This is a genomic window from Chelativorans intermedius (assembly GCF_025398255.1).
GTDB classification, from domain to species: domain Bacteria; phylum Pseudomonadota; class Alphaproteobacteria; order Rhizobiales; family Rhizobiaceae; genus Chelativorans; species Chelativorans intermedius.
The window spans coordinates 1-24878 of the sequence record NZ_JAODNW010000029.1 but is presented as its reverse complement, the minus strand read 5'-3'; the positions used below and the strand labels follow the sequence as shown (position 1 = coordinate 24878).

Sequence of the window (24878 nt, the reverse complement as noted above, 5' to 3'; positions counted from 1 at the left end):
GGGAAGACCTGTTAGGGCTTCCGCTCCGCCGACAGCCCGGCCCGGAGGGAGACGCCATCTCCAGACGGAAGCTCGGCACGTCTCCACAGCATTATGCCGTATGTAGAGAAAGCCTGTTTGAAAGCGGCATATCTGGTGTATGGTGATATGACACTATGCATCACCTGTATGAGTCGGCTATGCCCAACCGCAAGAAAGCCAAACCCATGAAGCGCGTGACGATCACTGTCGATCCGGACGACTATGAGACCCTGGATCAGCTTGCCCGGCGCAGCGATGTCAGCGCATCGTGGCTGATTCGGCGCTCAATGCGCGAGTTTCTTGAGCGACACGGCGAGGATCGCAGGATCGAAGTTCGCCCCGGCCGGGAGGTCGCTTGATGGCCGTGCTGTCTTCCGCGCGCCAGGCATCTCTGCCGGGAATGTGCCCTGTTACCGAGGCCGTGGCGGAACTTGCCGCCGCAGGCATCGAACATCGCGGCGCCATATACACGAAGCGTGAAGTGGTCGAGTTCATCCTCGATCTTGTTGGCTATGAAGTTGGACGCCCGCTCCACCAGTACCGCTTGCTCGAGCCGTCATTCGGCGACGGTGATTTTCTGGAGATCGCGGTCGAGCGCCTGCTTGAAAGCTGGCGCAGTGCCGGTGCGTCCGGTGATCCCGTGGAAGCGCTTGCTCCCTGCATTCGCGGGGTTGAGCTACATGCCTCATCATTTGAAGGCACGCGCGGCAAGGTAATCGCACTGCTGAAGAATGCTGGTCTTGCCGCGGACGCTGCCGGGCAGCTTACCAACGCCTGGTTGATGCAGGGCGATTTTCTGCTGGCCGACCTGCCCGGGACGTTCGATTTTGTCGTCGGCAATCCACCCTATGTGCGGCAGGAACTCATTCCCGACGCTCTGATTGCCGAATACCGACTACGGTACCGCACGGTATTCGACCGGGCCGACATCTACATCCCGTTTATCGAACGGTCGCTAAGTCTGTTGGGCGAGGGGGGGACTCTCGGTTTTATTTGCGCCGACCGGTGGATGAAGAACCGCTATGGTGGTCCGCTGCGCCAGATGGTCGCCGACGGTTACCATCTGAAAGCCTATGTCGATATGACCGATACGCCGGCTTTTCATGCCGAGGTCATCGCCTATCCCGCGATCACCATCATCACCAAGGAAAAGCCCGGCAAGACGCGGATCGCACACCGTCCGGCAATCGACAAGTCGGTACTGGATGAATTGGCGCGGCGCCTGCTGTCCGCCGATCCAGTACCGCCTGACGGCCCCGTCAAGGAAATGGCCGATGTGGCCGCCGGCGCGCAGCCGTGGATTCTTGAAGCTCCGGACCAACTCATGTTGATCCGCCGGTTGGAGCGGGACTATCCGGCCATCGAGGATGCGGGATGCAAGGTCGGTATCGGCGTGGCCACCGGCGCCGATAAGGCGTTTATCGGCCCCTTCGATGAACTGGACGTTGAGGATGATCGCAAGCTGCCGCTCGCAATGACTCGCGATATCGACAGCGGCGAAGTCAAATGGCGCGGCCTAGGCATCGTCAATCCGTTCGCCGATGAGGGCGGTCTTGTCGATCTGGACGATTATCCCCGCTTGAAAAAATATCTCGAACAGCGGCGCGACCAGATCGCCAAAAGGCACGTCGCGAAGAAGGCGCCAGCCAACTGGTACAGGACGATCGACCGGATCTACCCGGCGCTTGCAGATCGGCCGAAATTGCTCATCCCCGACATCAAGGGCGACGCGCACATCGTCTACGAGGAGGGACGCCTGTACCCGCACCACAATCTGTATTTCATCGTCTCGGACGAATGGGATCTGAGAGCGCTGCAGGCAGTCTTACGCTCGGGCATCGCCAGGCTCTTCGTGTCGATCTATGCGACCCGCATGCGGGGCGGCTATCTGCGGTTTCAGGCGCAGTATCTGCGGCGTATCCGCCTGCCGCGCTGGCAGGACGTTTCGACCGCGCTCAAGGACGAACTGATCGATGCGGCGGGGCGTCGCGACGTAGAGGCCTGCAACAGGGCAGTTGCCAAGCTCTATGGTCTGTCAAAACAAGAACGGGCCGCGATCGGCGGCAACGGCGATTGAGAGGGGTGCATGGCGATCGATCTTGCCGATTACGAACGGAAGGCGCGCGAGGCAGTTCAGGCGTTTTGGGGCAACCGCGAAAAGGCCCGCCAGAAGCAGATTGAATCGGGCAAGGCCGATCAGGGCGAGCGCGCCGGCGTCACTGCCGGGAAGAATATGGACGGGTTCATCGCCCTGGTCATTGACATCGTGCGGGCTAATGGCCTCGACCATGCCGACATCCACCAGAAGCGTCGCGTGCTGACATTACCGGGATACTTCCGGCCGACAAAGTTGTGGGATTTGCTGGTGATCAATGAAGGCCGGCTGATCGCCGCGCTTGAGTTCAAGAGCCAGGTCGGTCCGTCCTTCGGCAACAATTTCAACAACCGCTCCGAAGAGGCGATCGGTACCGCCCATGATTTGTGGACGGCCTACAGGGAAGGCGCCTTTGGCGAACAAACGCGCCCTTTTGTCGGCTGGCTGATGCTGCTTGAGGATGCGCCGGCATCGCGCGCGCCTGTCCGCGATTCCTCGCCGCACTTCCCGGTGTTCAAGGAGTTTCAGGGCGCGTCCTATGCCGAACGCTACAACATCCTCTGCCGCAAGCTGGTGCAGGAGCAACTCTACACCACGGCATCGATCCTGACATCGCCGCGCTCGGCATCAGCAGACGGCAGCTATTCCGAAATGAGCGACATGACGGGCCTGCGCACATTCGTCACCGAACTCGCCGGCCATGTCGCGGCGGAGGCGGCGCGGAGTTAGGCTGCCATGACGCTCAGTGTGCTTCACATATCCGACCTGCACCGCGATCCGGCGAATCCGATCGGCAACCAGGTGTTGCTCGATTCCCTCGAACGCGACCGGGACAGGTACACTTCACATGATGAAACGCGCATTGCACCGCCCAACCTCATTATCGTCAGCGGCGATATCGTTCAGGGCGTCAGGCACGGCACGGCCGACGCCGAAAGCGCACTGCGCAAGCAATACGATGAAGCGCTGGTCTTCCTCAACGAGCTGACCGACCGCTTTGTTGGCGGCGACAAGCGGCGCGTCATTCTCATCCCCGGCAATCACGATGTAAGCGATCATCATTTCCGCCAGTCTCTTACCCCCATCGAGATGACTGCCGGCATCGACAAGGCGCTTGTTGCTGAACTCTTCAAACCGGATTCCCCGCTGCGCTGGTCCTGGGATGAATTCTCGCTATTTGAGATCACGGACCGGGACATGTACCGCCAGCGCTTTGCGGCGTTCGTCGATTTCTACGACCGCTTTTACGACGGCCAGCGTTCTTATTCTCTTGAACCGAATAGCCAGCTTGATGTCTTCGAACTTCCGGACCTGGAGATCGTCGTCGTCGGATTTTGCAGTTGCTACAACAACGACCTGTTGAACCGGCAGGGCGCTATTCACCCGGATTGCATTGCTCGTGCGGGAAGGTGGCTGCGTCAATTGTCAGGTGCACAGGAATACCTGCGCATCGCCGTCTGGCATCACAACACCGAAGGGCCGCCGGCGGAGGTTGACTACATGGACCCCGATATTGTCCAGAATCTCATTGATGGGGGGTTTAGCCTCGGATTTCACGGGCACCAGCACAAGCCTCAGTTCCTTGATACGCGTTTTCGCCACGGCCCAGACCGCCGCATCACCGTTATCAGCGCCGGTACGCTATGCGGCGGTGCCGCCTTCCGCCACGGCCGCGCCTATAACGTCGTGGAACTCGATATCCCGAACAGGAAAGGGCGGTTGCACGTCCGGGAAATGCACAATGACAATCTGCGCATGCCGATTTGGGGCGCGCGTTCCCTGCCACCCAACCAGACCGGCTATCTCGACTTTACATTCGACCCGCCGCCGGAGCCGTTTGTCAGGGCGGACCGCAACACGCTTCTGCTGACCAAAGTACAGGGCTTGTATGATCAAAGCGAATACCGCGCCGCAGCAGATATTCTCTCGCCTCTTGCGCCAACGGATGGCCTCGCGCGACGCCTGCTGCTCGACTGCCTGGTCAAGCTTGATGACGCGGCCGGGGTTATGGCGGCTTTCGATCCACCGGAAAGCACGGCCGAAGCGATCGCATTGCTGGATGCGCTCTGGACGCAAGGTAACAAGCGCCGCATCGCAGAGATCATCGAACTTCCCTTGATTGCTGGATCAACGGATCCGTCAATCGTTGAGATACGGACCAAGTACGCGGCGAGGTTGAAAAAATGACTGAGCCGGGCAAAGAGAAAATCGCCTTCGACGTCGAGACGAGCAGAATCCTCCAAATTCTGTCATCGGAAATTTACGACTCGCCCAAAGCGTTCCTACGGGAAAATGTCCAGAATGCATACGATGCGATCCTGATGCGTTGCACGGCGCAGGACTTGCCTGTGGAAGAGCGCAGGATCGAGATCACTGTTAAGCCTGACCGCCTGACCGTGCGCGATGACGGCATCGGCATGACCGAAGATGTCTTGAAGAACAACTTCTGGAAGGCAGGGTCGAGCGGCAAGAAATCCGAGCTTGCGCAACGGTCGGGCGTCATTGGCACATTCGGTATCGGCGCCATGGCGAATTTCGGCGTGTGCACCGCTCTGCGCGTTGAGACGCGGCATATCGAATCCGAGCTTACTCTTGTTAGCTCCGCAAAACGCGACGATTTGAAGATCGCACAGGATTGCATCGATCTTGAACGCATCGCCGAAGACCGCGAGCCCGGCACAATCGTTATGGCTGATCTCGATCCTGCCAATCCCATCGATGAATCCGCCGCCTGCGAATATCTGAGCCAGTATGTCCGGTTCCTGCCCGTGCCGGTCATAGTCAACGGGCGCCTGATCAGCCAGGAGGGCTTTGAAGATACGCTCGCGGGAAAAGCCAAAGGCTTTGAGCAGATTTCATCCTGCGTAGTATCGCGTGGCGAATATGCCGGAACGCTTCAAGTATCAGTCAACGGGCAGAACCGCGTGCTGGCCCGGCTCACTGATATCGAGTTGAACGGAACGGCGATAAAGGGCGAGACGTTCTTTGTCCAGGACGGCGGCACGACACACGGTTTCCGCAATCTGTTCGGCCTTGCTCCGGTGCCGGTATCTGGGCACTACGGTTTCGGTGGCTTTGTCAATCTCGATATACTGCATCCCACGGCAGGCCGCGAGGCGCTCAGTCGGGAAAGCATCCAGCACGTTGCCAACCTGCTGGCGATGGTCGAAGCCGAAGTCTCGCAAGTCATTGCGGATACGCCGGTGGCGGACGCCAACCAGCAGTTCCAGCAGTACATTCTGTCCCACGGGCTCACGCCGCTCGCGAAGGGCGTCAAGATATCGGTGCGTCCTGCCGACGACATGATCGCGCTTGGCAGTGTCGCGACCTATGAACCGGACAAGCCCAAGCACTATTACACCGGACAGGACGCTACCATTCTTAAACGGTTTGCCAGCGACCAGGCCAATCTCTTTCATGTCAGCCAGGCCAATCCCCGGCGAAAGCTGCAGCTTCGCTACCTGAGCCAGATTGTTAAGCTTGAGCAGGTGCCCGAGCGCACGATCGTTGAAAGAATATCAGCGACACAGCTGACGATCGAAGAGGCCATGTTCCTCGTACGGCTGCGCAGCATCCTGCTCGACGACTACCTTATGCCGGATGTGGATGCGGCGTTCGCCACCATAAGCCATGGTGTTTCTTTCCACGTCGAGAAGACGGACCGCGCGCTTCAGATATCGATTGCGCGGGGCATACCGGCCGTGTCGATGGTTCTCGAATGTTACACGGCGGCGCGCGACGTGTTTGACGGGTTTATGAAGGACTTTGTTCGCGAACATATCTACCCTCACATCAGGGACTACGTCCCGTCCTCCACAAAGCAAGGTCGCGATGCTCTCTATAAGAGGCTCAAGGAAAACAAGGAGCTGTTCCGCATCGAAGAGAGCGACTATGGGGCGATTGAATCGCTCCTCGCCGATTACCTTGCCGGGAAGGCGGAATTCTCTGACGTTATCAGGACCTCCCGGAGCCGTGCAGCCGTTCAGCGCCAGCATGTGAGCCGCGCCCAGGTGGGTAGCGTGGAAGATGAATTCCCTGACATCATACAGGCGAACGATTCCGCGCCGCCGCCCAACGAGCTTGAGGCCGCGCCGCCGATCATGCGTGAGGATGTTGAAAGCGACATGAAGGTGCTGACGGTTTCCGCCGAGCATCAGAAGCTGAATAACTTCAAGATGTTCCTTGCGATCTCCGACCGCATGGTCAAGCGGGAAGGAGAATTTCTGCGCTGGCCCCACACGACCAAACTGATATGGGGCGCCCACCGCGTCATATATATATTCGCCGATACCACCGGAAGCATCAGCCTTTACTACGACATTGAGTTGAAATCACCTCTTGAGACAGACCAGACCGGCGGCGCTATGTTCCCTACAACCACGATCGTAACGAAGAACCGCATATTTATTCCTGTGCCGGGCGCTCTCGAGCCGGCGTTTCAGATTACTGACGGTGATAAAGAGTTCTACGTGCGCTTCGACACGATTCCGTAAGGGGGCAAATGCATTTAAGCCGGCTTAATCTCAGTAATTTCCGCTCATTCTCGAAAGAGAAAATCTCTTTCGAGCGGGGACTGACGGTTCTTGTCGGCGAAAACAACGGCGGCAAAAGCAACATAATTGATGCGATCCGGCTTCTCTCTACGCCTCTCGGCGGCCGCAGGGAGCTGTACTGCGAACAGACCGACATCCGCTTTGGCGCGACGCCGCGGAGTTTTGAACTCTCCGCAACATTCGAAGGGCTTTCGCCGCCGCAGCAGGGACGGCTGCTTTCGGCGACAACAAGTGACACCCTCGAAGAAGCCTGCTTTGGCCTCACCTATGATGCCACGGGCAAGCAATCGCATGTTCGCCCCGCGCTTTGGGCGGGCCGGTTCAAGGCGGTACCGGAGCCTGGCTCCCATGAAATGATCCGGCATGTCTATCTGCCGCCGCTGCGCGATGCCAAGCGTGCGCTAGCCTCCGGAAACCCCACGCGCATTCATGCCCTGCTCAATCATTTCCTTGGGGAACATGATCCCGAGGAAGTGGCGAAAAGCCTTGCCCGCACCAGCGACCATCAGATTCTCGCCGACGTTGATGCCGCCGTCGCGACAGGGCTGGACATACTCACCGCCGGTGTCCGGCCGCAGGGCGCCGCGCTTGGTTTCAACACGGATGAAAAGCTTATCGATATCGCGCGCGACCTGCGCTTCAAACTCGCCGATCACGGCATCACGCCCGAAGATTTACAATATTCCGGGCACGGATTTGCGAACCTTCTCTACATCGCGACCATCGCCGTCGAACTCGAAAGAACCGACAACGCCGAACTAACGATGTTCCTTGTCGAAGAGCCGGAGGCCCATCTGCATCCGCAGCTCCAGGCCGCCGTCCTTAACTTCCTGGAAGAGCGCGCGGAACAGTCACTCAAACCCAAGGACGACAAGGACGCGCCCGCCGGCCATTTGCAGGTGATCGTCGCTACGCATTCGCCCAACCTGTCGGCATGGGTGCCCAGCAAAAGCCTTGTTTTTGTTCGGTCCGTCGCGCCGGCCCCCCAAGACGATAAAGGTGGGGACGGGCCTAAAGCCGAAGGGGCGGCGCAACCGACCGATCCGCCGGAGGCGGAAATGCAGCCGCCGCGCCCAGAATCCCGGTGCATTCCTCTTGCCAAGCTTGACCTGACAGACCCGGACCGCCGGAAGATCGACCGCTATCTCGACGTTACCAAGTCGGCTCTGCTGTTCGGTGGCCGGGTTCTGCTGGTCGAGGGCATTGCCGAAGCGCTGTTGCTGCCGGTCATTGCCAAGAACCATGTCCTGAAAGACCGCGCGGCGGAGTTCCGAGTTTTCCGGTCAGCCGTCTTCGTGCCGATCGACGGTGTTGATTTTGCGCCTTACGCCAAGGCCCTTTTGTCTCCCTATGACGGCGTGCGGATTGCCGACCGCCTTGTCATCATCACGGATGGCGACAAGCACACCGTGGATGACGGAGACGCCCTGCCGGGTGAGAGGCGCAAAGCCGATCTCGATGCGCTGGCGGCCGGCAAGGGCGCGGCGGATGTTCTCGATATATGCGTGAACACGTACTCGCTGGAAACCGAACTGGTTGCTGCCGGCAATGCGGCATGTATGAAAGAGGTGTATCTGGCTCTGCATCCCCAGTCCGAGGCGAAATGGAATGACGCGGTTGCCAAGGACGGCGATGCCCGCGCCAAAGCCATACAGGAGCTGTTCAAGAACACGCCTAAGGGAGACTTCGCCCAGCTTTTGGCGGAAAAAGCCGCGGCCAGCGAAGCATTCAATGTCCCCGGCTATATCCGGGATGCCATCGAAGCGCTGGTCAAATGAGCCGGCAGTCCTTCAAGCCCACGGATCAGCAACGCGCCATTATCGGTCATGGCAGCTCAGCCTTTGTAAGGGCGTGTCCAGGCGCCGGCAAAACGCGCGTGCTGACCGAACGCGCCCGCGACCTGTTTCAGAATATACCGGCGGGACGCGGCGTGGCTTTCCTGTCTTTCACGCAGGCCGCCGTCTTTGAACTTGAAACACGACTCAGACAGGAGGGACTGTTGCCCGCGCCTGTCTTTCCGAGCTTTATCGGCACGTTTGACAGCTTCGTCTGGCAGTTCCTCGTTGCGCCGTTCGGTGTGAAGGGGTGTGAGACGCGCCCCCGCCTGATCGCTGACATTGCCCACCTTACCGTCGAGCCGTTTAATGGCGCTCATCCGTTGCCCCTGTCCTGTTTTTGTCCGCAATCGGGGAAGATGTTCGCGCACGCAGCCAAGCGCAAAGGCTACGACGTATCTCAAAAACCGGCACACCAGGTACAGGCCTACGCAACGGCCGCCACCCGGCTCAGGGAGGAACTGCGGGAGCGCGGCCAGTTAGGCTTTGACGAAGCACGCGCCGTTGCACTTGAACGCGTCAATGACGCCGCGCTTGCGGGCCGGATCGCTGCCGCGCTCGCCGCGCGCTTCCGCGAAGTGATTGTCGATGAAGCGCAGGACTGCAATCCCGACGACCTGACAGTGATCTCATGGCTGCGCCGTTCCGGCCTGCCGGTCAAAGTCGTCTGCGACCCGCATCAATCGATCTATGAATTTCGCGGCGGCGTCACGGACCATCTTTTTTCGTTTGCGGATACGTTTCCTGCAGACGAGCGCAAGAACCTCACCGGGAACTTCCGGTCAACGCCCAACATATGCAAGGCTATCGCTCAGCTCCGGCCGCTTTCCGAACGCGGCGTGCCCGACGACGCGCTTGGACCGCTAAAGGATGACACGGCGCCGGTTAAGATTTTGTCTTATGCAGGCAAAGGCGTGCCGGCTTCAATCGGCACAGCATTTTGCGGCCTGATGCAAAAGGCCGGTATTGATGTTGCATCTGCGCCCATCGTGGCCGCGACGAAGGCGAGCGGCGCCGCCGCTGCGGGGCAGCCGCGGCCGGCGGGCGGTAATCACCGGACCATCCGGCTTGCCGAAGCCGTCACCGACTTTCATTTCGCCGCCGGCTTTAGCGATATGAAAACGGCGATTGAATGCGTGCACCGGATTCTGCTGGAGCTGGAGGGGCGGCTTGGTGAGCGTTCCTATCATCAGTATCTTGCCGACAACGAGATCGAGCCGGCAAGCTGGCGGTCGAAAGTTATCTCCATCCTGCGGGCGCTGCGGTTTGATCCGGCCACGCATACAGATGCCAAAGGCTGGCACACAACCGCTAAGGAGCTGTTGGCCCGCGAACTCACTATCGCGGACGGGCACACCATTGCGCAAAAGCTCAAATGGAATGTCGGACTCGATGCGGCGCTTGCGGCAGTGCCCGCCGCGACGGCCATGCCCCGCACGATCCACTCGGTCAAGGGTATGGAGTATCCGGCCGTCTGCGTTGTCACGACGGCATCCACGCTTAAGTCCATTCTGGATTACCTTGAAACGGGGGAACCCGCCGACAGGGCCGAGGATGCGCGCAAACTTTATGTGGCCGCCTCAAGAGCCGAAAAGCTGCTGGTTATCGCCGCACCCAAGAGCCAGGCGGAGCGGCTGAAAACTCATCTATGCGGCCAGGGGGCCGTTGTAACAGTGAAGGAGATTTGAGCGTCGCCTAGTACAGATTCAGGCGTAGCGACAAACCACAATGAACACCAGGACAGTGCAAAAATCATGGCTGGATGACCTGAAAGCCATCGTGCAGAAAAAGCCCCTCGTCGTGTTTCAGTTTGACCGGGAGGAATGGTCACGCCTGCAGGAGTCCCGGCGCGGCGCCAACGAGTTTACGATTGCCCGGTCGCACGAGCTGTTCGAGAAGGTTCGCGTACCGACGGCCTGCCTTGTCATCGGCAAGGGCGACGACGGCAGCGATGTGTATTTCGGGCTGGCCAGTTCGCGCAGCGCCGTCACAACTCTGGAATCGCGGATCAAGGTCAAGCGCGCCCAGCATATCCAGCCTTCGTCGAAATCGGAGATCATTAAGCTCGTCACCGACAATGCCCATACGCGCAATCTTCGCGATCGCCTGGAATCCCGAGAATCTGTTATTGCTTTGTCGCCAAAACTTAGTGTTCACCTGGTCGAAAAGCTTGCTGAGATCGAGTCAAATCGCGGGGCGATGCGTGCCGCAATCGCCTCACTCTCCGCGCCCAAATATTTCCGCGGGATGGATGCCTTACAGGAAGACGCGGTGCATACAGCACTGCGCGCGTTCGGCCTGTCGCCCGGTGATCAGGCTGTGTCCCTTGAACTCGCCAGAGGGCAGGATACGGCGCTCGCGCGCATCAACATCATGGAGGATTCCGTCGTCGAGCACGACGCCCGCACGTTTCCTGATTATGAGCTGACCGGCAGCGATATCACGGGGCGTGCCGTGTTCGAGAAAGGGCATGAGCGGCTTGAAGTCTTCACCGCCAACCGCCGCCCGCTTGAAAATGTCTTCGGCGTTGATCTCATTTATCTCAACGTGACGCGCCAGAACATCGTCATGGTCCAGTACAAGATGCTTGAACCGCACGAGCGCAAGGACCAGGACAAAGACTGGGTTTATCGGCCGGATGCAAAGCTTGATGCCGAGATCAGACGCATGCGGAAATTCGCCAAACAACATACGCCCGGTGCCTACGAGTACCGTCTCAATCCGCAGGTCTTCTATCTCAAGTTCGTCAAGCGGGGCGGCGCGCTGGGCAATGCCGGGATCGTCATACCCATAGACCACTTTGAGCGGTTGCGGGCCGATCCGTCTTCCAAAGGGCCGCGCGGCGCGGTCCGCGTGAGCTTCGAGAGCCTTGCCGGACGCTACCTGCGGCAAGGGCCGTTCCTCGACCTGATCCGGGCCGGCTATATCGGCGCGACCGCAGAAACGACCGCCTATCTCAGGGAACTGGTCGAAGCTGTCGTCAAGGGCAACAGGGCGGTCGTAGGAGCCATTCAGTCCTACAGGGAAGAGGGCGACGTGTTTTCCGGCATCAGGGGCGGCGAATCCGAATTCGATCCCACTGACGGTGCGTCTGGCTGATCATGTCATTGCAGATGATAAGTGATGTGCTGGCCCTGCGGGATATCTCTTCGCACTGTCCGCTTTGCGGGAGGAAGTTCGGACGGGTCGCCAGGACGGATGAACATATTTTTCCCCGCTGGCTGCAAAAGCATCACAAGCTGGAAACCCGGCGGCTGACCCTGCCGAATTTCATCGGCAAGACCTACAAGAGTGTCAGAATCGATATCTGCGAGAAATGCAATCATCACCGCTTTGGCCGGCTGGAAACGGAGATTGCGCGCCGCGTCCGTTCTGGCGATGCGTTTGCCGCGGTGCAGGACCTTGATCAGGAACTGCTCGCGGTCTGGCTTGGCAAGATCCTCTGGCTGCTTTGCCGGAAAGGCCATGCTTACCCGGATCACCGCAGGCGGAATGAGCCGGAGCCCGACAGCATCGTTCCACAGGACTTGATGCCCGGCATTACATATCTCGGCATGATGGAGCGCGCTTTCGCGATGCACAAGGGCATGTATGCGTGCTATCTGACCGATCCGCCGCTCCCGGATTTTTTCTACGGACCGCCATATTCGCTTTACGTTGTCGAGATCGACACGCGCGATACACGGTTCGAAGCGTTCGATTTCGCCGATAACCTGATTACGTTGGGGGCCGCGCTGCGAACCGGCAATCTCGGCCTTATCTGTGCCTTTGACGGCGGCATCCACCGCGAATTCCGGCTTCACAGGTTTCAGCACCTGATTGGCGAGAAGCTGCATCCCGTCCAGTTTGGCGAGCTGGCGGCGCGAATTTTTTACGATCACACCGTCCTGCATGAAGATGCGCTGCGCGTTCAGTATTACTGGAACAGGCCCCTTCACGCCGTTGTCGCGCAGACGCAGACGCCGCGCTCTTTCGATCCGTTCCTGGCCGAGCACCACGATCTCGAGCGGCTTGCCGGAATGATCGGGCGCGGCACCTACGCCGATCCCAAGAAAATCCTCCATGAAGGCGGACGAATTTTCACATGCCTTGAGGATCACGAGGGTAATTTCCTGCGCTACGCCGTCACGGAAGAGGAAATCGAGGCCGCGCGGCGCGATCCTCATCAGACCCTCATGGGGCCGCTGGATTCCCGGTGGCGCACGGATTCGTGCTCCCGCTGACAAGCCTGCCTCTTTCGGTGTGGCTCAGGCGCTTGTGTCAGCAAAAACTTGTCATGGCACAGCAGAATTTACGCGTGATTGCGCAGCCGATGCGGCCCGATAATAGCCTGTAGCCGAGACATGCCGTTGCAGAGCGTGCGATCTGTCCACAATCGTGGCGTGACGGAGGGCATAATCCCATACAAAATGTTCCTCGATTGTTCTATGGTGTAAGGATGTCGAAGATTCTCACATCCAGCCAGATGCTCGGGGAAATCGGCGAGACTGCGGTGCGCCGCCGGTTCCTCGATATCGGGTTTCAGTTTGACGGCCGCTCGCGCCTGGAGGCCGGCATAGACGGTATTGCCGAGGTGATGGATGAGGGTAGGCCGCTGGCGCGGATGATCGCCGTGCAGGTGAAGGCGACCGAATCGGGGACCTATACCGCCGAGGACGAAGAGGGCTTCACCTACCTGCTGAAACGCAAGGACCTCGAATACTGGCGTCCGTCAAACCTGCCGGTCATCATCGTGCTCTACCGCAAGTCCGATGAGAGCTTCTACTGGCAGGAAGTTCCCAGCGGCGTCACGGAAGGGGATCGCCGTCTCCGGTTCGACAAGCAGCGCGATGTTCTCGACCGGAACGCGGTCGATCGGCTGGCCGCGCTGACCGTTCCGAAAGCCGGATTCGGTTACTATGTGCCGCCGCTCGGCGGCGGCGAGGAAGCGCTCGTCAATATACTGCCGATCACCATGCCCCCCGAGATTTTTGTTGCCTCGACGCCGCATTCGGGACCGAAAGGAGCGGCGCTCCTGCTTGAAGGCGACGAACCGGCGCGGTTCGACTGGGTGATCAACGGCGGGTCGTTCTGGTCGTTTCATGATCCCCGGACATCGCCGTGCCGGGAAATCGTGGACCTGGATCAGGTCGAGGCCATCGAAACCGGCTACCTGGCGTTTCACGAAGATTTGGACGAACAGCACAAGTTCGCCTTTCTCCTGCGGCAGGCGTTACGGCATCAGACCCGCGAGGACTTGAACTGGGAGAAAGAGCGTAAGCTGCTGTATTTCAGGGCGCTTGAGAAGAACGTCCCGCGCCGGTTCCATTACGAAGCTTCGCGCAACAGGACCCATGCCGATGTCGTCAACGTCATCACCAGCAAAAAGGAAGAGGGCCGCGTGGATTTCGTCCGGCACCATGCGTTCGCGCCGCGGTTCGAGCTGCTGGACGATCAGTGGTTCCTGGTCGTAACCCCGACCTACTATTTTACGACCGACGGCTTCACGCCGCATTCCTACCCGCAGGCGCTGCTTGCCGGGAAGAAGCGGATGGACAACAGCGCTTCGCTCCGGGGACAAGTGATCATGTGGCACCGTTTCCTGACTCAGAAGGAGCGTGCCGCCGGTGATCTGTTCGGGCGGGACGCCGAACCCGAACCGTGTCTGCGGTTCGAAGCGCCGCCGCAGATTACCCTCGATACGCGGGTGCCGGAAGACGTGTGGGGCGCGCCCAAAAAGAAGGCTGAAGAGTCTGATAACCAGGAAAGGCTTGCGGTCTGATGGCGTTCGAAAACAGGATATTCGACGAGCCGGAACTGGAGTTTGGTGATCAGCACCATCACCCCGATCCGCGGCTGGGACTTGTCGAAGCCGGCCCGTTGCAGCCGCCTCTGGGCGAGGTGATAAGGGTCGGTGTCGTCGGCAGCGCCAAGACCGTCGAAAGCACGCAGACTTATCTGACCGCCGTATCAACCGGCATCAAAGGCAAGACCGAAAAGCATCCCAACCTTCATCCGGACTTTCCGGGACTTGGCAATCAAAATCCGTTCCGCTGCCGGTTCGAGATACCGGACGGTGCGACAGCCGCGCTGTCCCAGAGCCGGATCGACAAGATCACCAAAGAACCCGACCACGAAAAAGCGGTCGAGATGGCGGTCGGGGAAATCGTCGCACTCCTGCAGACGCTCGACGACAGCGGCGAACGGCCAGATGTGGCGATCATCGCGCTTCCCGTTGCGCTGATCGAGCGCGTCTGGAACGCCAAGGTCGATTCAAAGAGCACGACCGAGAAGGAGGACAGCGGCGGTTCCGATGCCCCGAATTTCCGGGGGTTGCTCAAGGCCCGCACCATGGGCCTGAACTTCCCGATCCAGATCGTCTGGGAAGATGTGATCGATGACAAGGCGTCGATTCCCCGGAAGATCAAGGAAAGCCGCGACCGCGATATTCAGGATCAGGCGGACCGTAGCTGGAACCTGATGACGACGCTTTACTACAAGGGCAGCGGCCGCATCCCGTGGCGCCGTATGCCGCGCGAGGCCGAATACGCCGCCTGCTATGTCGGGATCAGTTTTTACCGCGAAGCAGGCGGTCAGCAGCTCTTCACCAGCGCGGCGCAGATGTTCGACGAGCGCGGGCGCGGTTTCATCCTGAAAGGCAAGCGCGCGCAGACCGAAAGCCGCGGCCGGCATCCCTACATGACCTATGACGATGCCTACGAGCTGACCTCGCAGGTGCTCACAGCTTACAAGAACCACCACAAGCACTTTCCGGCGCGGGTGATTGTGCTCAAGACTTCGCGCTTCAGGGGCGATGAAGCGGACGGCATTCTGAAGGCGCTTGAAGAAGCCGGCACCGAACTCCGGGATCTCATCTGGGTCCAGGAGTCCTACGCGGTCAAAATCCTGCGCGACGGCAATTATCCGGTTCTGCGCGGCACGTTCGTCAACCTGGCCGGAAAGGGCCTGCTCTACACGAACGGCAGCATTCCCTATTACGGCACCTATCCGGGCCAGTACGATCCCCGGCCTTTGCTGCTCTGCCCGCATGAAAGCTGCGACAGCACGATTGCCCAAATTGCCGAAGAAGTGTTTTCCCTGACCAAGATCAACTGGAATTCAACCCAGATGAACCAGCGGCTTCCCATCCCGATCCGGGCGGCACGCAAGGTCGGCGAAGTACTGAAATATATGAACGAAGGCCAGACGGTCAGTACCGACTATCGGAGGTATATCTAGCCGTTGGAGCACGAACTCAACCTGGCTACGGAGTTGTTCAGAGCCTTCGCCCGATTTGAATACGATCTAAAAGCAGCCGGGTTTCACAAGGGAGATGGGATCGCTGACGCAAACTGGCGTAAGTTTGCCGAATCCGTTTCGGGGTTCAGCCGTTTGAGGGCCTGTGGCAGGGTTGGCAGTAGATGTAACGGCGTTCTAGTGTTAGTAAGACAATAGCCTGGAAACGGCAGATGCATGCGCGCCGCTACGAAGCATTCGAGATACCGTCGGTAGACGATAGTCCCCGAAGCCACGGTTTTTTGCATTACTCCGAAAAGTGCAATGATTTCAAAAGCCCGAATGTTTGACGGGATGTTTGACGGTGAATTTTTGTCGGAAATAATTTTTCTCGTTATATTTCAATGCACTTAGGTGGTTATCAATAATAGAGTGGGAATGATTCAGGCCATGCCGAGCGTATCCGGAAACACGCCAGAACTTGACATAACTACCTGAAAGAAAAAGAAAATTATTCACCATCTTTTGTGAACTATCGTCCCGCAAGCGTTACAAATGACGGACTGTGTGACGGACCTCTGGAACCTTGCTACCGATGGAGATTGAAAGTACCGTCAGCGGTGTGAAAGCCTCTGACGGACTTTTTTCGAGTTCATCATATTGAAAACAAGCGAAAATCTCTGTTCAGAAGGTGCCAGAATCGCCTGACGGACATTTCAGCGGCTTTCCCTCATTTTTCGACCGTTCCGGAGGGAAAATGCTGACCGACACAGCCCTTAAGGCTCTGAAACCACGAGACAAAAAATACAAGGTGACGGATCGCGACGGCATGTACGTGCTCGTGATGCCGACGGGGGCCATCAGCTTTAGAGGTGGACCCGCCTGGTGAGACAGTTTGGCGGCTTGGCTAAGGTGGATCAGGTTCGTTTTACGCCGCCAACTGCTCCGTCACTTCCGCCGTAGCATAGACCTCCTCGGGTGTCCTGCCGGCGAAGGTCGAGTGGGGGCGTCGCCGGTTGTAATAGTCTATCCAGGAACCGATGCCGTTGCGAGCCTCGCTTCCTGTCTCGAAAGCGCTGAGGAAGACGCATTCGTATTTGAGGCTGCGCCACAGCCGCTCGATAAAGACATTGTCCATCCAGCGGCCGCGCCCGTCCATGGAGACGCGGATGCCGGCGTCCTTCAGCGTCGTGGTGAAGGCGAAGCTGGTGAACTGGCTTCCCTGATCCGTGTTGAAGATGTCGGGCCTGCCGTGCCGGGCGATCGCTTCTTCGAGCGCGGCCACGCAGAAGTCGGCGTCCATCGTGTTCGACAGCCGCCAGGCCAGCACCTTGCGGCTGAACCAGTCCATGATGGCGACGAGATAGAGGAAGCCGCGCCGCATCGGGATGTAGGTCACATCCGCACACCAGACCTGATCCGGCCGCTCGATCGCCAGGTGCCGCAGCAGGTAGGGATAGATGCGATGCTGCGGATGCGGCTCGCTGGTCTTCGGCGCCTGGTAGATCGGCGACAGGCCTATTCTGCGCATCAGCCGCCGGACCCGCTTGCGCCCCACGCACCAGCCCTGGCGACGCAGATGCCGCGCCATCTGGCGCGAGCCATACCAGGGCGTCTCCATGAAGGCCTCATCGATGATGCGCATCAGCTCAAGGTTCTCGGGGTTCTCACCGGCGGGCTGTCGGTAGAACGACGCCCGCGAGATCGAGACCAGTTCGCACTGGCGGCGGATCGAGAGCCGTTCGTGATCGGGGTCGATCATCATTCTCCTCCGATCCAGGCTCAGCGATCGAAGGCTTTGGCCAAAAAATCTCGCTCGACGACGAGTTGGCCGATCTTGGCGTGCAGCTTCGTCACCTCGGCTTCCCGGCTCGCCTGCGCATCCGCAACCTTGTCGTCAAACACCTTGGCCAGCTTCTCGACGGCCTGCCGCTTCCACTGCGTGATCTGGTTCGGGTGTACGCATGATGTGAGCCGAAAATCGGCTCGGCGCCTGCAACAAGGTCCGCGCTGGGCTTGATGCTCTTCGCGTTTCAGTGGAAGCTGCGTATAGCGTTTTGAGCGAAGCAACGAGGCTGGACCAGATATGGAGGCCGCGGCCGCCTTCCGACGATGAGAGGACAACGCTGGATTGAAAATCCATGGACATTGGCTGACAATCTCCGGTGATTGAAGCATCTGCATCTTCGACGATAGGAGATCGAACCAGGGCAGCACCGCGAACCCTTACGGCGTGCCAAGCACCATGCGGTTGCCTTCGCTGTCGCGGAATTCGGCGACGGTGCGGCCGGGTTGCTCAAGGTCGAGGATCGGATGATGCTGGCCGCCTCGCATTTCAACTGGCTTGTGATGTCGGCTCCGCTCAACCAGGCGATGCTTCTGGGCGACGAGGCGATCCCGGGGCCGGAGGAACTGCGCAAGCACGCGCGCGAGGGCGTGCGCGTCTTTCTGGCAGCTTACGGCACCGATACGCGGTAGGCGGGCGGCGACAGGACGAACGCCCCGCTCGGGCACGCCCAATCACGAGACAGTGACCGCGCTGTCGGTCGTCCCAAAACCGAGCGCCCAAACCTCTCGAACGTCCGGCAGCTTTCCAGCTATAAGACCGTGGAGTTCAAAGGCGCGCCGAAGCCAGTTTCCAGCTGGCGAAGCAGAAGAAGGCGCCGAGACCGCCCTGGATCCAGCGTCGCGCACGCAGATAGGCGCGGCCGACCGGCGGCGCCGAGAACAAGAGCGCATAGGTCATGTGGCCAACGAACGAGATTGCCAGGCAGCCGGCCACGACCGCCGGGCCGACCCAAAGCGGCGACCCCTCGCGCACGGCAAGCGACATGATCGCGATCCAGGTCAGCGCCGCCTTGGGATTGCTGAGCTGAATGGCCAGTCCGCGGATGTAGCGCTTTCGCGCGGCTTTGTTGTCTTCGAGTCCGCCGGGAATCTCCGATTGGCTGGCCAGTGCGGCGCGGAACGACTTGTAGGCGAGCCACAGAAGATAGGCCGCACCGACGAACTTGATGAGTGTGAGCGCAGAGGCATAGAGCGAAAGCAGGGCAGTCAATCCCAATAGCGTCGCGGTGCCCCAGACGAGCGTGCCGCTGACCATGCCTGTCGCCAGCGTGACACCCGCCCGCCGGCCGTTTTCCATCGACGTTCCCATGACGGCGAGGACGTTCGGGCCGGGACTGAGTATCCCCAGTCCATAGGCGCTCCAGGCGAGCAGAAGGCCAGGCAGGTGGGTATCAAGCATCGGGTGGCTCCTGGTTTTCCAGACAACTCAATTGTTGCTCGCAGCGCAGCGGTTGGTGCGAACCGAGTTATATGATCGATCGCAATTTGCTCCTGTCTTTGGCACTCCAAAAGCTCCACAACCCAGAAAAACCATAGAGCCAATTTCGGAGTCTCTGACCGCAGGCAAAGGCCAGCTACGGGAAAGTAAGGCGCGCTCCTGGCTGACGGGCGAAACAGCTGCTGGGGGAGATGCCGAATACCTCATGAAACGTCACAAAGAAGACGCTCGTACCGGACGATCACTGTTTGACCGGTGGTCCCTCGAAGACGTGACGCTCATACTGCGGCAGGTGGTCGTTGATCGTGTACCACGGCGCTTTCGACCCGACGAAGATGTGCTCGGTCGGTCGGATGGTGGGGTCGTCAACGAGTGTGCCCAAACAGACATGCACATATCCCCCGTCGCGGACGATCGAATAGAGGAAAGAGCCACAGGTCCTGCAGCGCACGTCATGGTTCATTTCGTCGCCAGAGATCAGCAGGCTCTCTTCACTTTGCGTGATCTTCATCTTGTCCCGTTCGATGCCGGCAAAGGGCTTGAAAGCCGAACCCGTCATGCGCCGGCAATCGGAGCAATGGCAATTGGCGGCATAGGCGAACGCGTCGGCCACTTCATACTTGACCGCACCGCACTGGCATCGGCCTGTGAGGGTCCTTTTCGAGCCGCTGGGTTTGTTGTCGGGATCGCCAGACATTGCGGCGCTCATGCCAGTTCCTGCGCAATTTCCCAGACATGGCCGGAAGGGTCTGCAAATGCGGCAGTCCGGCGCCCCCACGGCCGATCTGTAGGACCGTTGAGCAACTGTACTCCGCGTTCCTTGAGCATGGTGCAAACGGCATCCGCGTCGTCAACCTTGATCGTAAGCAGCACCCGAGCCCCCGCGCCGGACGGCGCAACCGGCACTGGCTCGACCAATTCGGGCGCCTCGGAAACGTCGAGCAGGTTGACCATCGCGCCCGCGAACTTCAGAACGCTGGAAACATTGTCCTCATAGACCACCTCAGGCTCGAAGACATTCCTGTAAAAGGCTTTTGCCTCCTGGATGTCGTCGACAAACAATGTGACGACTTCGATCGCGTTCAATTGCATCAATTCAATTCCATTAGGTTGGGACACCCTGAGCGCCGCCGCGAACCGCTATGGCGGCTATGAACGATACCATCGCCGCCTTAGATGCGATGGTTCGGACGTGGTTCCAGAACGTCCAGTCCTTGAGATATCGCGTCCATACTTCCGCCGAGCCTGTCCCAGCCCGCGCGAGCTCGTTGTTGAGCGGCACGTTGTAGACGACGGTACAGATGAACATGCCGACGACGTAGATCAGTCCGCCGGCGAGCATCGCCGCGGCACCCGGTTCGCTCCAGCGGAAGAGCGCCAGCACAGCGAGCACAGCGCTCGCGATCGTCGTGCCGAAGAATAGCGGCATAAACAGCGAGCCGAGAATGGTGGAGTTGATCGAGTTCATGGCGGCCGCGCCCTGCGCATGTCCGATGCGGTCGAGCGCGGTCATGATGAAGGTCGAGAAGGCGAAATAGAGCCCCGCGATCAGTCCGCAGCCGATCGCCGAGACCCACAAAAGGGCGGTGATGAGCGCTTGCATAGCTGTTCTTTCCTTTGGGGTGTCTTGAAGCAGGCCGCCGGGCGCTCGATTTCTTCGTCTGTCAACGACATCGCGATGAAGACATCTCAAGGGTGTTCGTACTCATCGTGAAGTCGCCACCATTGGTAGGGTGCGGTTTGCGGCGTTCCGGCAGGCGAGTCCTCCCATGTTTCCTGGCGTCCAAGCGGGGTGAGGTCGAGGAAGGTCCAGACTGTGCCGAGCGTCTCGGCGGCGCGGCCCGTGGTGAAGTAGGTGCGATAGATGTCTGTGCCGGAGCGGTAGAAGACGTTCACACCGAACCCGCCATCGACGTCGAAATCGGTGTTGAAGCTGTCCACCGTCTCATACCAGGGCATCGACCAGCCCATTCGCGCGCGAAACGCCTCAATCTCAGGGAGGGGTGCCCGCGAAACAAAGACGAGAGTCGCGTCGCGCTGATGGAGGTGTGCCAGGTGCGGGATCTGGTCGCCGACCATCCCGCAGCCCGAACAGGGGGCAGGGTCGGCGGGCCTGAGCATGTGGTGATAGACGATGAGCTGCCGGCGTCCCTCGAACAGATCGTGAAGTCTTGCCTCGCCGACGCGGCCTCTAAAGACGTAGTCTTTCTCCACCTTCACCCACGGGAGACGACGGCGCTCGGCAGCAAGCTTGTCGCCAGCGCGTGTGTGGGCCTTCTCTTTGGCAAGCAACGCCTCACGTTCCCTGTGCCAGGATTCGAGCGGTACAATCCTGCGCTCGACGGCATCGATCTTCGTCGTGTAACCGGCCATTGAATGACCTCGTTTTCCCAGTGAATGTCATCGTTTCCCGACAGCCGACATTTCGTCGGTATCGAGCGTGGCCCGCTGATATTGCGGCCGCCCGGCGGCCCGATAGCTCTGAATCGTCAGACCCGCAGGGGTCGTCCGCGAGGTCACCAGTTCGAGCGCCATATCCGGTCCGGCGTCGGGGAACAGCCGTGTGCCCTGACCGACGACGATCGGATAGATAACCAGATCGAGCAGGTCGACCAAATCGTTTGCCAAGAGCCACCGGACGAGTACGCCGCTTCCCGGAACCAGCAGGGTTCCTTCGTTCTGCAACTTCAGATCGAGGATGGCCGTGGCAGGGTCGCCGGTCAGGACGGTGGTGCCCGCCCATTGCGGATCCTTGAGACTATTTGACACCAAGTATTTGGGCCGTTCGTTCAGCGCAGCCGCAACCGCACTCTTGCTCGTATCCTTGAACGCACCCCATGACCTGGCAAAGATTTCGTAGGTCCGCCGACCGAACAAGAACGCGTCCGCACTGCCGTAAACCTCGTTGATGTAGTCCATGCCTTCGGCATCCACGAGCGGGATAGCCCAGCCGCCGCGCTCGAAACCGTTCCGGGGATCCTCTTCGGCTCCACCAAGTCCCTGCATCACCCCGTCTAAGGTGATGTTTGTTGTTGTTTTCAGTTTCACGGCCCGGTCTCCCTCAAGCATGTCGATGTGCTGCGTGTTCCCAGGACGAACAATCCGCGCGCCTCACGACAAGTAAGGCAAAAACTTTTCGGCGCGCGGCACCTTGGTGCGGATATGCAAATCAGATCGCCGCGACATGCGTGCAAATCACTGGCTCACGCAGTGCCTTCCCAGACCCCCGTTGCCGCCGTTCGGCGGGCATAGTCGGCGAAGCTGACGGGCTTGCGCCCGAGCGCCTCTTCCACCCCGTGCATCACGTTGACATTGCGCCCGTCGAGCACCACGGTGAACAGCTCGATGAGCAGGTTCAGGATGTCTTCCGGCACGTAAGGCCGCATCTGCTCGACGAAGGCTTCGGCAGAAATCTGCCGGTAGCGGATCGGGCGGTCGACTGCCCTTGCGATCTCGTCGACCGCCTCGGCGAAGGTGAGCGCACGCGGGCCGGTCACCTCGTAGAGCCGGTTCGTGTGGCCGTCCTGCGTCAGCGTGGCGACGACCACATCGGCGATATCGTCGGCATCGATGAAGGGCTCGGGGACCGGTTCGGCCGGCAGCGCCAGCTCGCCCGCGAGAATCCCGTCGCGAAACGGCCCCTCCGAAAAATTCTGGTTGAACCAGCTCGCCCGCACATTCGTCCACATCACGCCGGATTCCTGCAGCGCTGCCTCGGCGCGTTGCGCCCCGGGCTCGCCGCGCCCGGACAGGAGCACGACATGTTCGACACCTTCTTCACGCGCAAGGCGCGAAAGCTCGGCGATGTCCGCGTCGGCGCCATCCACGGCAAGGTCGGGCTGATAGGTGACATAGGCCTTGGACACGCCCTTGAGCGCCGGAGCCCATGTCTCGCGCCGCGTCCAGTCGAAGGGGGTTTCACTGGAGCGCGAGACAGGCCGCGTGGCGATCCCGCGCTCACGAAGCAGTGTGTTGACGCGGACGCCGGTCTTGCCGGCCCCGCCGATGATGAGAATGGGTCGATTGTGAGACATTATCCACACCTGTCCAATGTCGAGAGGGCGATCAGAAGTCGCGGCAGTATTCCGATGTCCGATGGCTCCCGAACAGGTCCAAATCACGCGAACCCCGGGGAGCCAATTTGCAGGTGGTGTCATGCGGATCGTTTGGTGCCAATTTGGGCGAGACGGACGAGCAGACAAAGAACGGCCTGAGCGACGAACAGGGCGTCGCCCAGCGCAGCGGCATGTTTTGCCCGCCAAATTCAGGTTGTTGGCTTGCGAGCCAGCCGAGTTCGAATTCGGCTCGCAAGATCATGAAATCCAAGCGGTCTTTATGATTCAGGCACTCAGAGGCAAAAGATATTCCGCAAGTGTCCCCCGGATGACCGTGCCTGTAGCCGCGGCGAGGCCGATCCGTCTTCGCAGACGCCGCCGTGACAAAGTTTTAGGAAGAGGGGTGTGAAGCGCCATCGCTTATCCCTCGCCCTTCCACGGCGCACCGGGTAGACGCGTGATCAGGTCGGATACGCTGTCGGCATCGCGCTCAATGTCCCAGGAGTATCCGTCGGCGAGCAGCGGTCCGATATCGGCCGTAAACTGACGATCGCGCAGCTTGGCCTGGATGTTTTCTTCGAATAGCGCGCGTGTGATCTCGTTCGAACCAGCGCGATGACACCGTGAACGGCCTGCGCGTGAAGCCAGAGCATCGGCGAGAAGCGGGTGCGAGAAGATCGCGACCAGCGCACGGCTGATCGCCAGGTCCTGTTCAACCTGAATATCCTGTACCCACGGCGCTTGTGCCCGCCACTGCGTTATGTAGTCGCGGGGGATCACAGTTCCGCCTTCACGTTCGCGTTAATGAGAAGCTTCCACGCAGTATTGCGGGGCGCATCCTTTGCTGGTACCCCCGTCAGCAGCGGCGCGGTCTGGTGCACGCGGCCGTGGAGCCAGGATTTGAGGACATCGGCCAGCGCGGGCGCGTCCACGAGTTCCAGCAGGTAGCCGAGACGCTGCATCCACGGTATGGGTGCCGTCGCCGAGGCGATAACCGCTCTCGCGAGGTCATGCGCGGTCGTCGCGCCCTTGGAAGACATTCCATCATCAGCCTTCAATCACTCGACCGGCAGTGATGGCCGTGGCCGCCCCCTGGTTCCTGCTTTGGTGAACCAGTTATTGTCACGCTTGTGGGCGAGCCATAGATTCAGCTCGCTGCTGTAATGTGGTGCAATCAACATCACACTCATGGCACGACCTAAAGGGAATCGTGAAACAGCACGCCTGTCCGTCAGCCTGGATGCCGGAGACTACGCCATCCTGGCCGAGATAGCCCGAAAGGAAGATGTTTCGGTCGCGTGGGTGGTGCGCCGGGCTGTCAGCGAGGTTATCCGCTCGCACACATCACAGGCGACAAAACCCGAATTGCCGCTGGCCCCGAAGGTGTCTTCCGTTTCGAAGGCGGGGTCATCATGACAGAGGCAGCCAGCCAGCTTCAGCCTGCGGAGGACGAAGAGGATATCGTCCTCTCGCTTGACGCCTTTGTCAGGTCGATCGGTATCCGTCGTGGCGCCACTCTGTCCTTTTTCATTGGCGCCGGCGCTTCGATCTCTTCCGGCCTGCCGTCAGCCGAGATGTGCATCTGGGAATGGAAGCGCAGCATCTTTCTTACCAACAACCCTGGTCTCGAAGATCAGTTTGCTGAGCTTTCCCTGCCCGGTATCCGGCGTCGGATTCAGCAATGGCTCGACGCGCAGGGTCGCTTCCCACCGGAAGGAGCACCAGAGGAATACGGCTTTTATGACCTGCCCCTTTTTTCAGGGCCACTCGTAAGTCGAGCCTGTTCTCCTTTTGTGTGCCATCATTCGGCGGCGTGAG

At 59.7% G+C, this 24878-nt stretch carries 25 protein-coding genes and 1 pseudogene; 15 read left to right on the top strand and 11 right to left on the bottom strand.

Features of this window, described 5'->3' with window-relative positions; translation table 11 throughout:
• Positions 1-179 precede the first annotated feature (179 nt).
• The 12 genes and pseudogenes from NYR58_RS17830 to NYR58_RS17775 all read left to right on the top strand — a co-directional run.
• The gene (locus NYR58_RS17830; RefSeq protein ID WP_261522511.1) at positions 180-380 is read left to right on the top strand and encodes a ribbon-helix-helix domain-containing protein; all 201 of its coding nucleotides are present in this window, start codon (positions 180-182) and stop codon (positions 378-380) included.
• Complete coding sequence (locus NYR58_RS17825; RefSeq protein WP_261522510.1) at positions 380-2098, top strand: Eco57I restriction-modification methylase domain-containing protein; 1719 nt, start codon at positions 380-382, stop codon at positions 2096-2098. The genes NYR58_RS17830 and NYR58_RS17825 overlap by 1 nt, the downstream gene beginning before the upstream one ends.
• Before the next feature lie 9 nt (positions 2099-2107).
• Entirely contained in the window at positions 2108-2845 is a 738-nt protein-coding gene (locus NYR58_RS17820) for a PaeR7I family type II restriction endonuclease (RefSeq protein ID WP_261522509.1), read from the top strand.
• Between the two features lie 6 nt (positions 2846-2851).
• Positions 2852-4303, top strand: a complete 1452-nt coding sequence (locus NYR58_RS17815; RefSeq protein WP_261522508.1) for a metallophosphoesterase family protein — start codon at positions 2852-2854, stop codon at positions 4301-4303.
• Positions 4300-6609 carry an ATP-binding protein gene (locus tag NYR58_RS17810; RefSeq protein ID WP_261522507.1) on the top strand — a complete coding sequence of 770 codons (2310 nt, stop codon included), beginning with the start codon at positions 4300-4302 and terminating at the stop codon, positions 6607-6609. Before NYR58_RS17815 ends, NYR58_RS17810 begins: the two co-directional genes overlap by 4 nt.
• Positions 6610-6617: 8 nt before the next feature.
• Positions 6618-8447, top strand: a complete 1830-nt coding sequence (locus NYR58_RS17805; protein WP_261522506.1) for an ATP-dependent nuclease — start codon at positions 6618-6620, stop codon at positions 8445-8447.
• Positions 8444-10192, top strand: coding sequence for a UvrD-helicase domain-containing protein (locus NYR58_RS17800; RefSeq protein ID WP_261522505.1), 1749 nt, complete (start codon positions 8444-8446; stop codon positions 10190-10192). The genes NYR58_RS17805 and NYR58_RS17800 overlap by 4 nt, the downstream gene beginning before the upstream one ends.
• 40 nt (positions 10193-10232) lie before the next feature.
• Positions 10233-11603, top strand: a complete 1371-nt coding sequence (locus NYR58_RS17795) for a hypothetical protein (protein ID WP_261522504.1) — start codon at positions 10233-10235, stop codon at positions 11601-11603.
• Between the two features lie 2 nt (positions 11604-11605).
• Positions 11606-12727, top strand: coding sequence for an HNH endonuclease (locus tag NYR58_RS17790; RefSeq protein WP_261522503.1), 1122 nt, complete (start codon positions 11606-11608; stop codon positions 12725-12727).
• Between the two features lie 215 nt (positions 12728-12942).
• Positions 12943-14265 (top strand): DUF4365 domain-containing protein, encoded by a 1323-nt coding sequence (locus NYR58_RS17785; protein WP_261522502.1) that lies wholly within the window; start codon positions 12943-12945, stop codon positions 14263-14265.
• On the top strand, positions 14265-15722 hold the full coding sequence (locus NYR58_RS17780; RefSeq protein ID WP_261522501.1) for an argonaute/piwi family protein: 1458 nt from the start codon (positions 14265-14267) through the stop codon (positions 15720-15722). The genes NYR58_RS17785 and NYR58_RS17780 overlap by 1 nt, the downstream gene beginning before the upstream one ends.
• A gap of 754 nt (positions 15723-16476) precedes the next feature.
• Positions 16477-16590 (top strand): annotated as a pseudogene (locus NYR58_RS17775) (Arm DNA-binding domain-containing protein); the annotation flags it as partial.
• 57 nt (positions 16591-16647) lie between these two features.
• Here the strand turns inward: NYR58_RS17775 and NYR58_RS17770 are convergent.
• A protein-coding gene (locus tag NYR58_RS17770; RefSeq protein WP_378074718.1) for an IS3 family transposase occupies positions 16648-17789 on the bottom strand; the annotation gives its coding sequence in 2 pieces (ribosomal slippage) (positions 16648-17522 and positions 17522-17789; 1143 coding nt in all).
• Positions 17790-18035: 246 nt separating this feature from the next.
• On the opposite strand from NYR58_RS17770, the gene NYR58_RS17765 reads away from it, so the two are divergent.
• Positions 18036-18197: a TetR/AcrR family transcriptional regulator C-terminal domain-containing protein gene (locus tag NYR58_RS17765; RefSeq protein WP_261522500.1), complete on the top strand. Its 162-nt coding sequence runs from the start codon at positions 18036-18038 to the stop codon at positions 18195-18197.
• Positions 18198-18333: 136 nt separating this feature from the next.
• Here NYR58_RS17765 and NYR58_RS17760 read toward each other — a convergent pair whose 3' ends face one another.
• The 10 genes from NYR58_RS17760 to NYR58_RS17715 form a co-directional block, all read right to left on the bottom strand.
• Complete coding sequence (locus tag NYR58_RS17760) at positions 18334-18966, bottom strand: LysE family translocator (protein WP_261522499.1); 633 nt, start codon at positions 18964-18966, stop codon at positions 18334-18336.
• A gap of 280 nt (positions 18967-19246) precedes the next feature.
• On the bottom strand, positions 19247-19714 hold the full coding sequence (locus NYR58_RS17755) for a GFA family protein (RefSeq protein ID WP_261522498.1): 468 nt from the start codon (positions 19712-19714) through the stop codon (positions 19247-19249).
• On the bottom strand, positions 19711-20097 hold the full coding sequence (locus tag NYR58_RS17750; RefSeq protein WP_261522497.1) for a VOC family protein: 387 nt from the start codon (positions 20095-20097) through the stop codon (positions 19711-19713). The genes NYR58_RS17755 and NYR58_RS17750 overlap by 4 nt, the downstream gene beginning before the upstream one ends.
• Positions 20098-20110: 13 nt before the next feature.
• Entirely contained in the window at positions 20111-20608 is a 498-nt protein-coding gene (locus NYR58_RS17745; RefSeq protein WP_261522496.1) for an anthrone oxygenase family protein, read from the bottom strand.
• Positions 20609-20694: 86 nt separating this feature from the next.
• A complete protein-coding gene (locus NYR58_RS17740) occupies positions 20695-21378 on the bottom strand; it encodes a DUF899 domain-containing protein (protein WP_261522495.1) in 684 nt (227 codons plus the stop codon).
• Between the two features lie 27 nt (positions 21379-21405).
• Positions 21406-22053, bottom strand: a complete 648-nt coding sequence (locus NYR58_RS17735) for a dihydrofolate reductase family protein (RefSeq protein WP_261522494.1) — start codon at positions 22051-22053, stop codon at positions 21406-21408.
• Between the two features lie 155 nt (positions 22054-22208).
• Complete coding sequence (locus NYR58_RS17730; RefSeq protein WP_261522493.1) at positions 22209-23039, bottom strand: NmrA family NAD(P)-binding protein; 831 nt, start codon at positions 23037-23039, stop codon at positions 22209-22211.
• A 31-nt stretch (positions 23040-23070) separates the two neighbouring features.
• Positions 23071-23331, bottom strand: coding sequence for a hypothetical protein (locus NYR58_RS17725; protein ID WP_261522492.1), 261 nt, complete (start codon positions 23329-23331; stop codon positions 23071-23073).
• 149 nt (positions 23332-23480) lie between these two features.
• A complete protein-coding gene (locus tag NYR58_RS17720; protein WP_261522491.1) occupies positions 23481-23840 on the bottom strand; it encodes a hypothetical protein in 360 nt (119 codons plus the stop codon).
• The gene (locus NYR58_RS17715; protein ID WP_261522490.1) at positions 23837-24118 is read right to left on the bottom strand and encodes a hypothetical protein; all 282 of its coding nucleotides are present in this window, start codon (positions 24116-24118) and stop codon (positions 23837-23839) included. Before NYR58_RS17715 ends, NYR58_RS17720 begins: the two co-directional genes overlap by 4 nt.
• A 130-nt stretch (positions 24119-24248) precedes the next feature.
• On the opposite strand from NYR58_RS17715, the gene NYR58_RS17710 reads away from it, so the two are divergent.
• Both NYR58_RS17710 and NYR58_RS17705 read left to right on the top strand, forming a co-directional pair.
• A complete protein-coding gene (locus NYR58_RS17710; protein WP_261522489.1) occupies positions 24249-24476 on the top strand; it encodes a ribbon-helix-helix protein, CopG family in 228 nt (75 codons plus the stop codon).
• Positions 24473-24877 (top strand): hypothetical protein, encoded by a 405-nt coding sequence (locus NYR58_RS17705; protein ID WP_261522488.1) that lies wholly within the window; start codon positions 24473-24475, stop codon positions 24875-24877. Before NYR58_RS17710 ends, NYR58_RS17705 begins: the two co-directional genes overlap by 4 nt.
• The last annotated feature ends 1 nt before the right edge of the window (position 24878 follow it).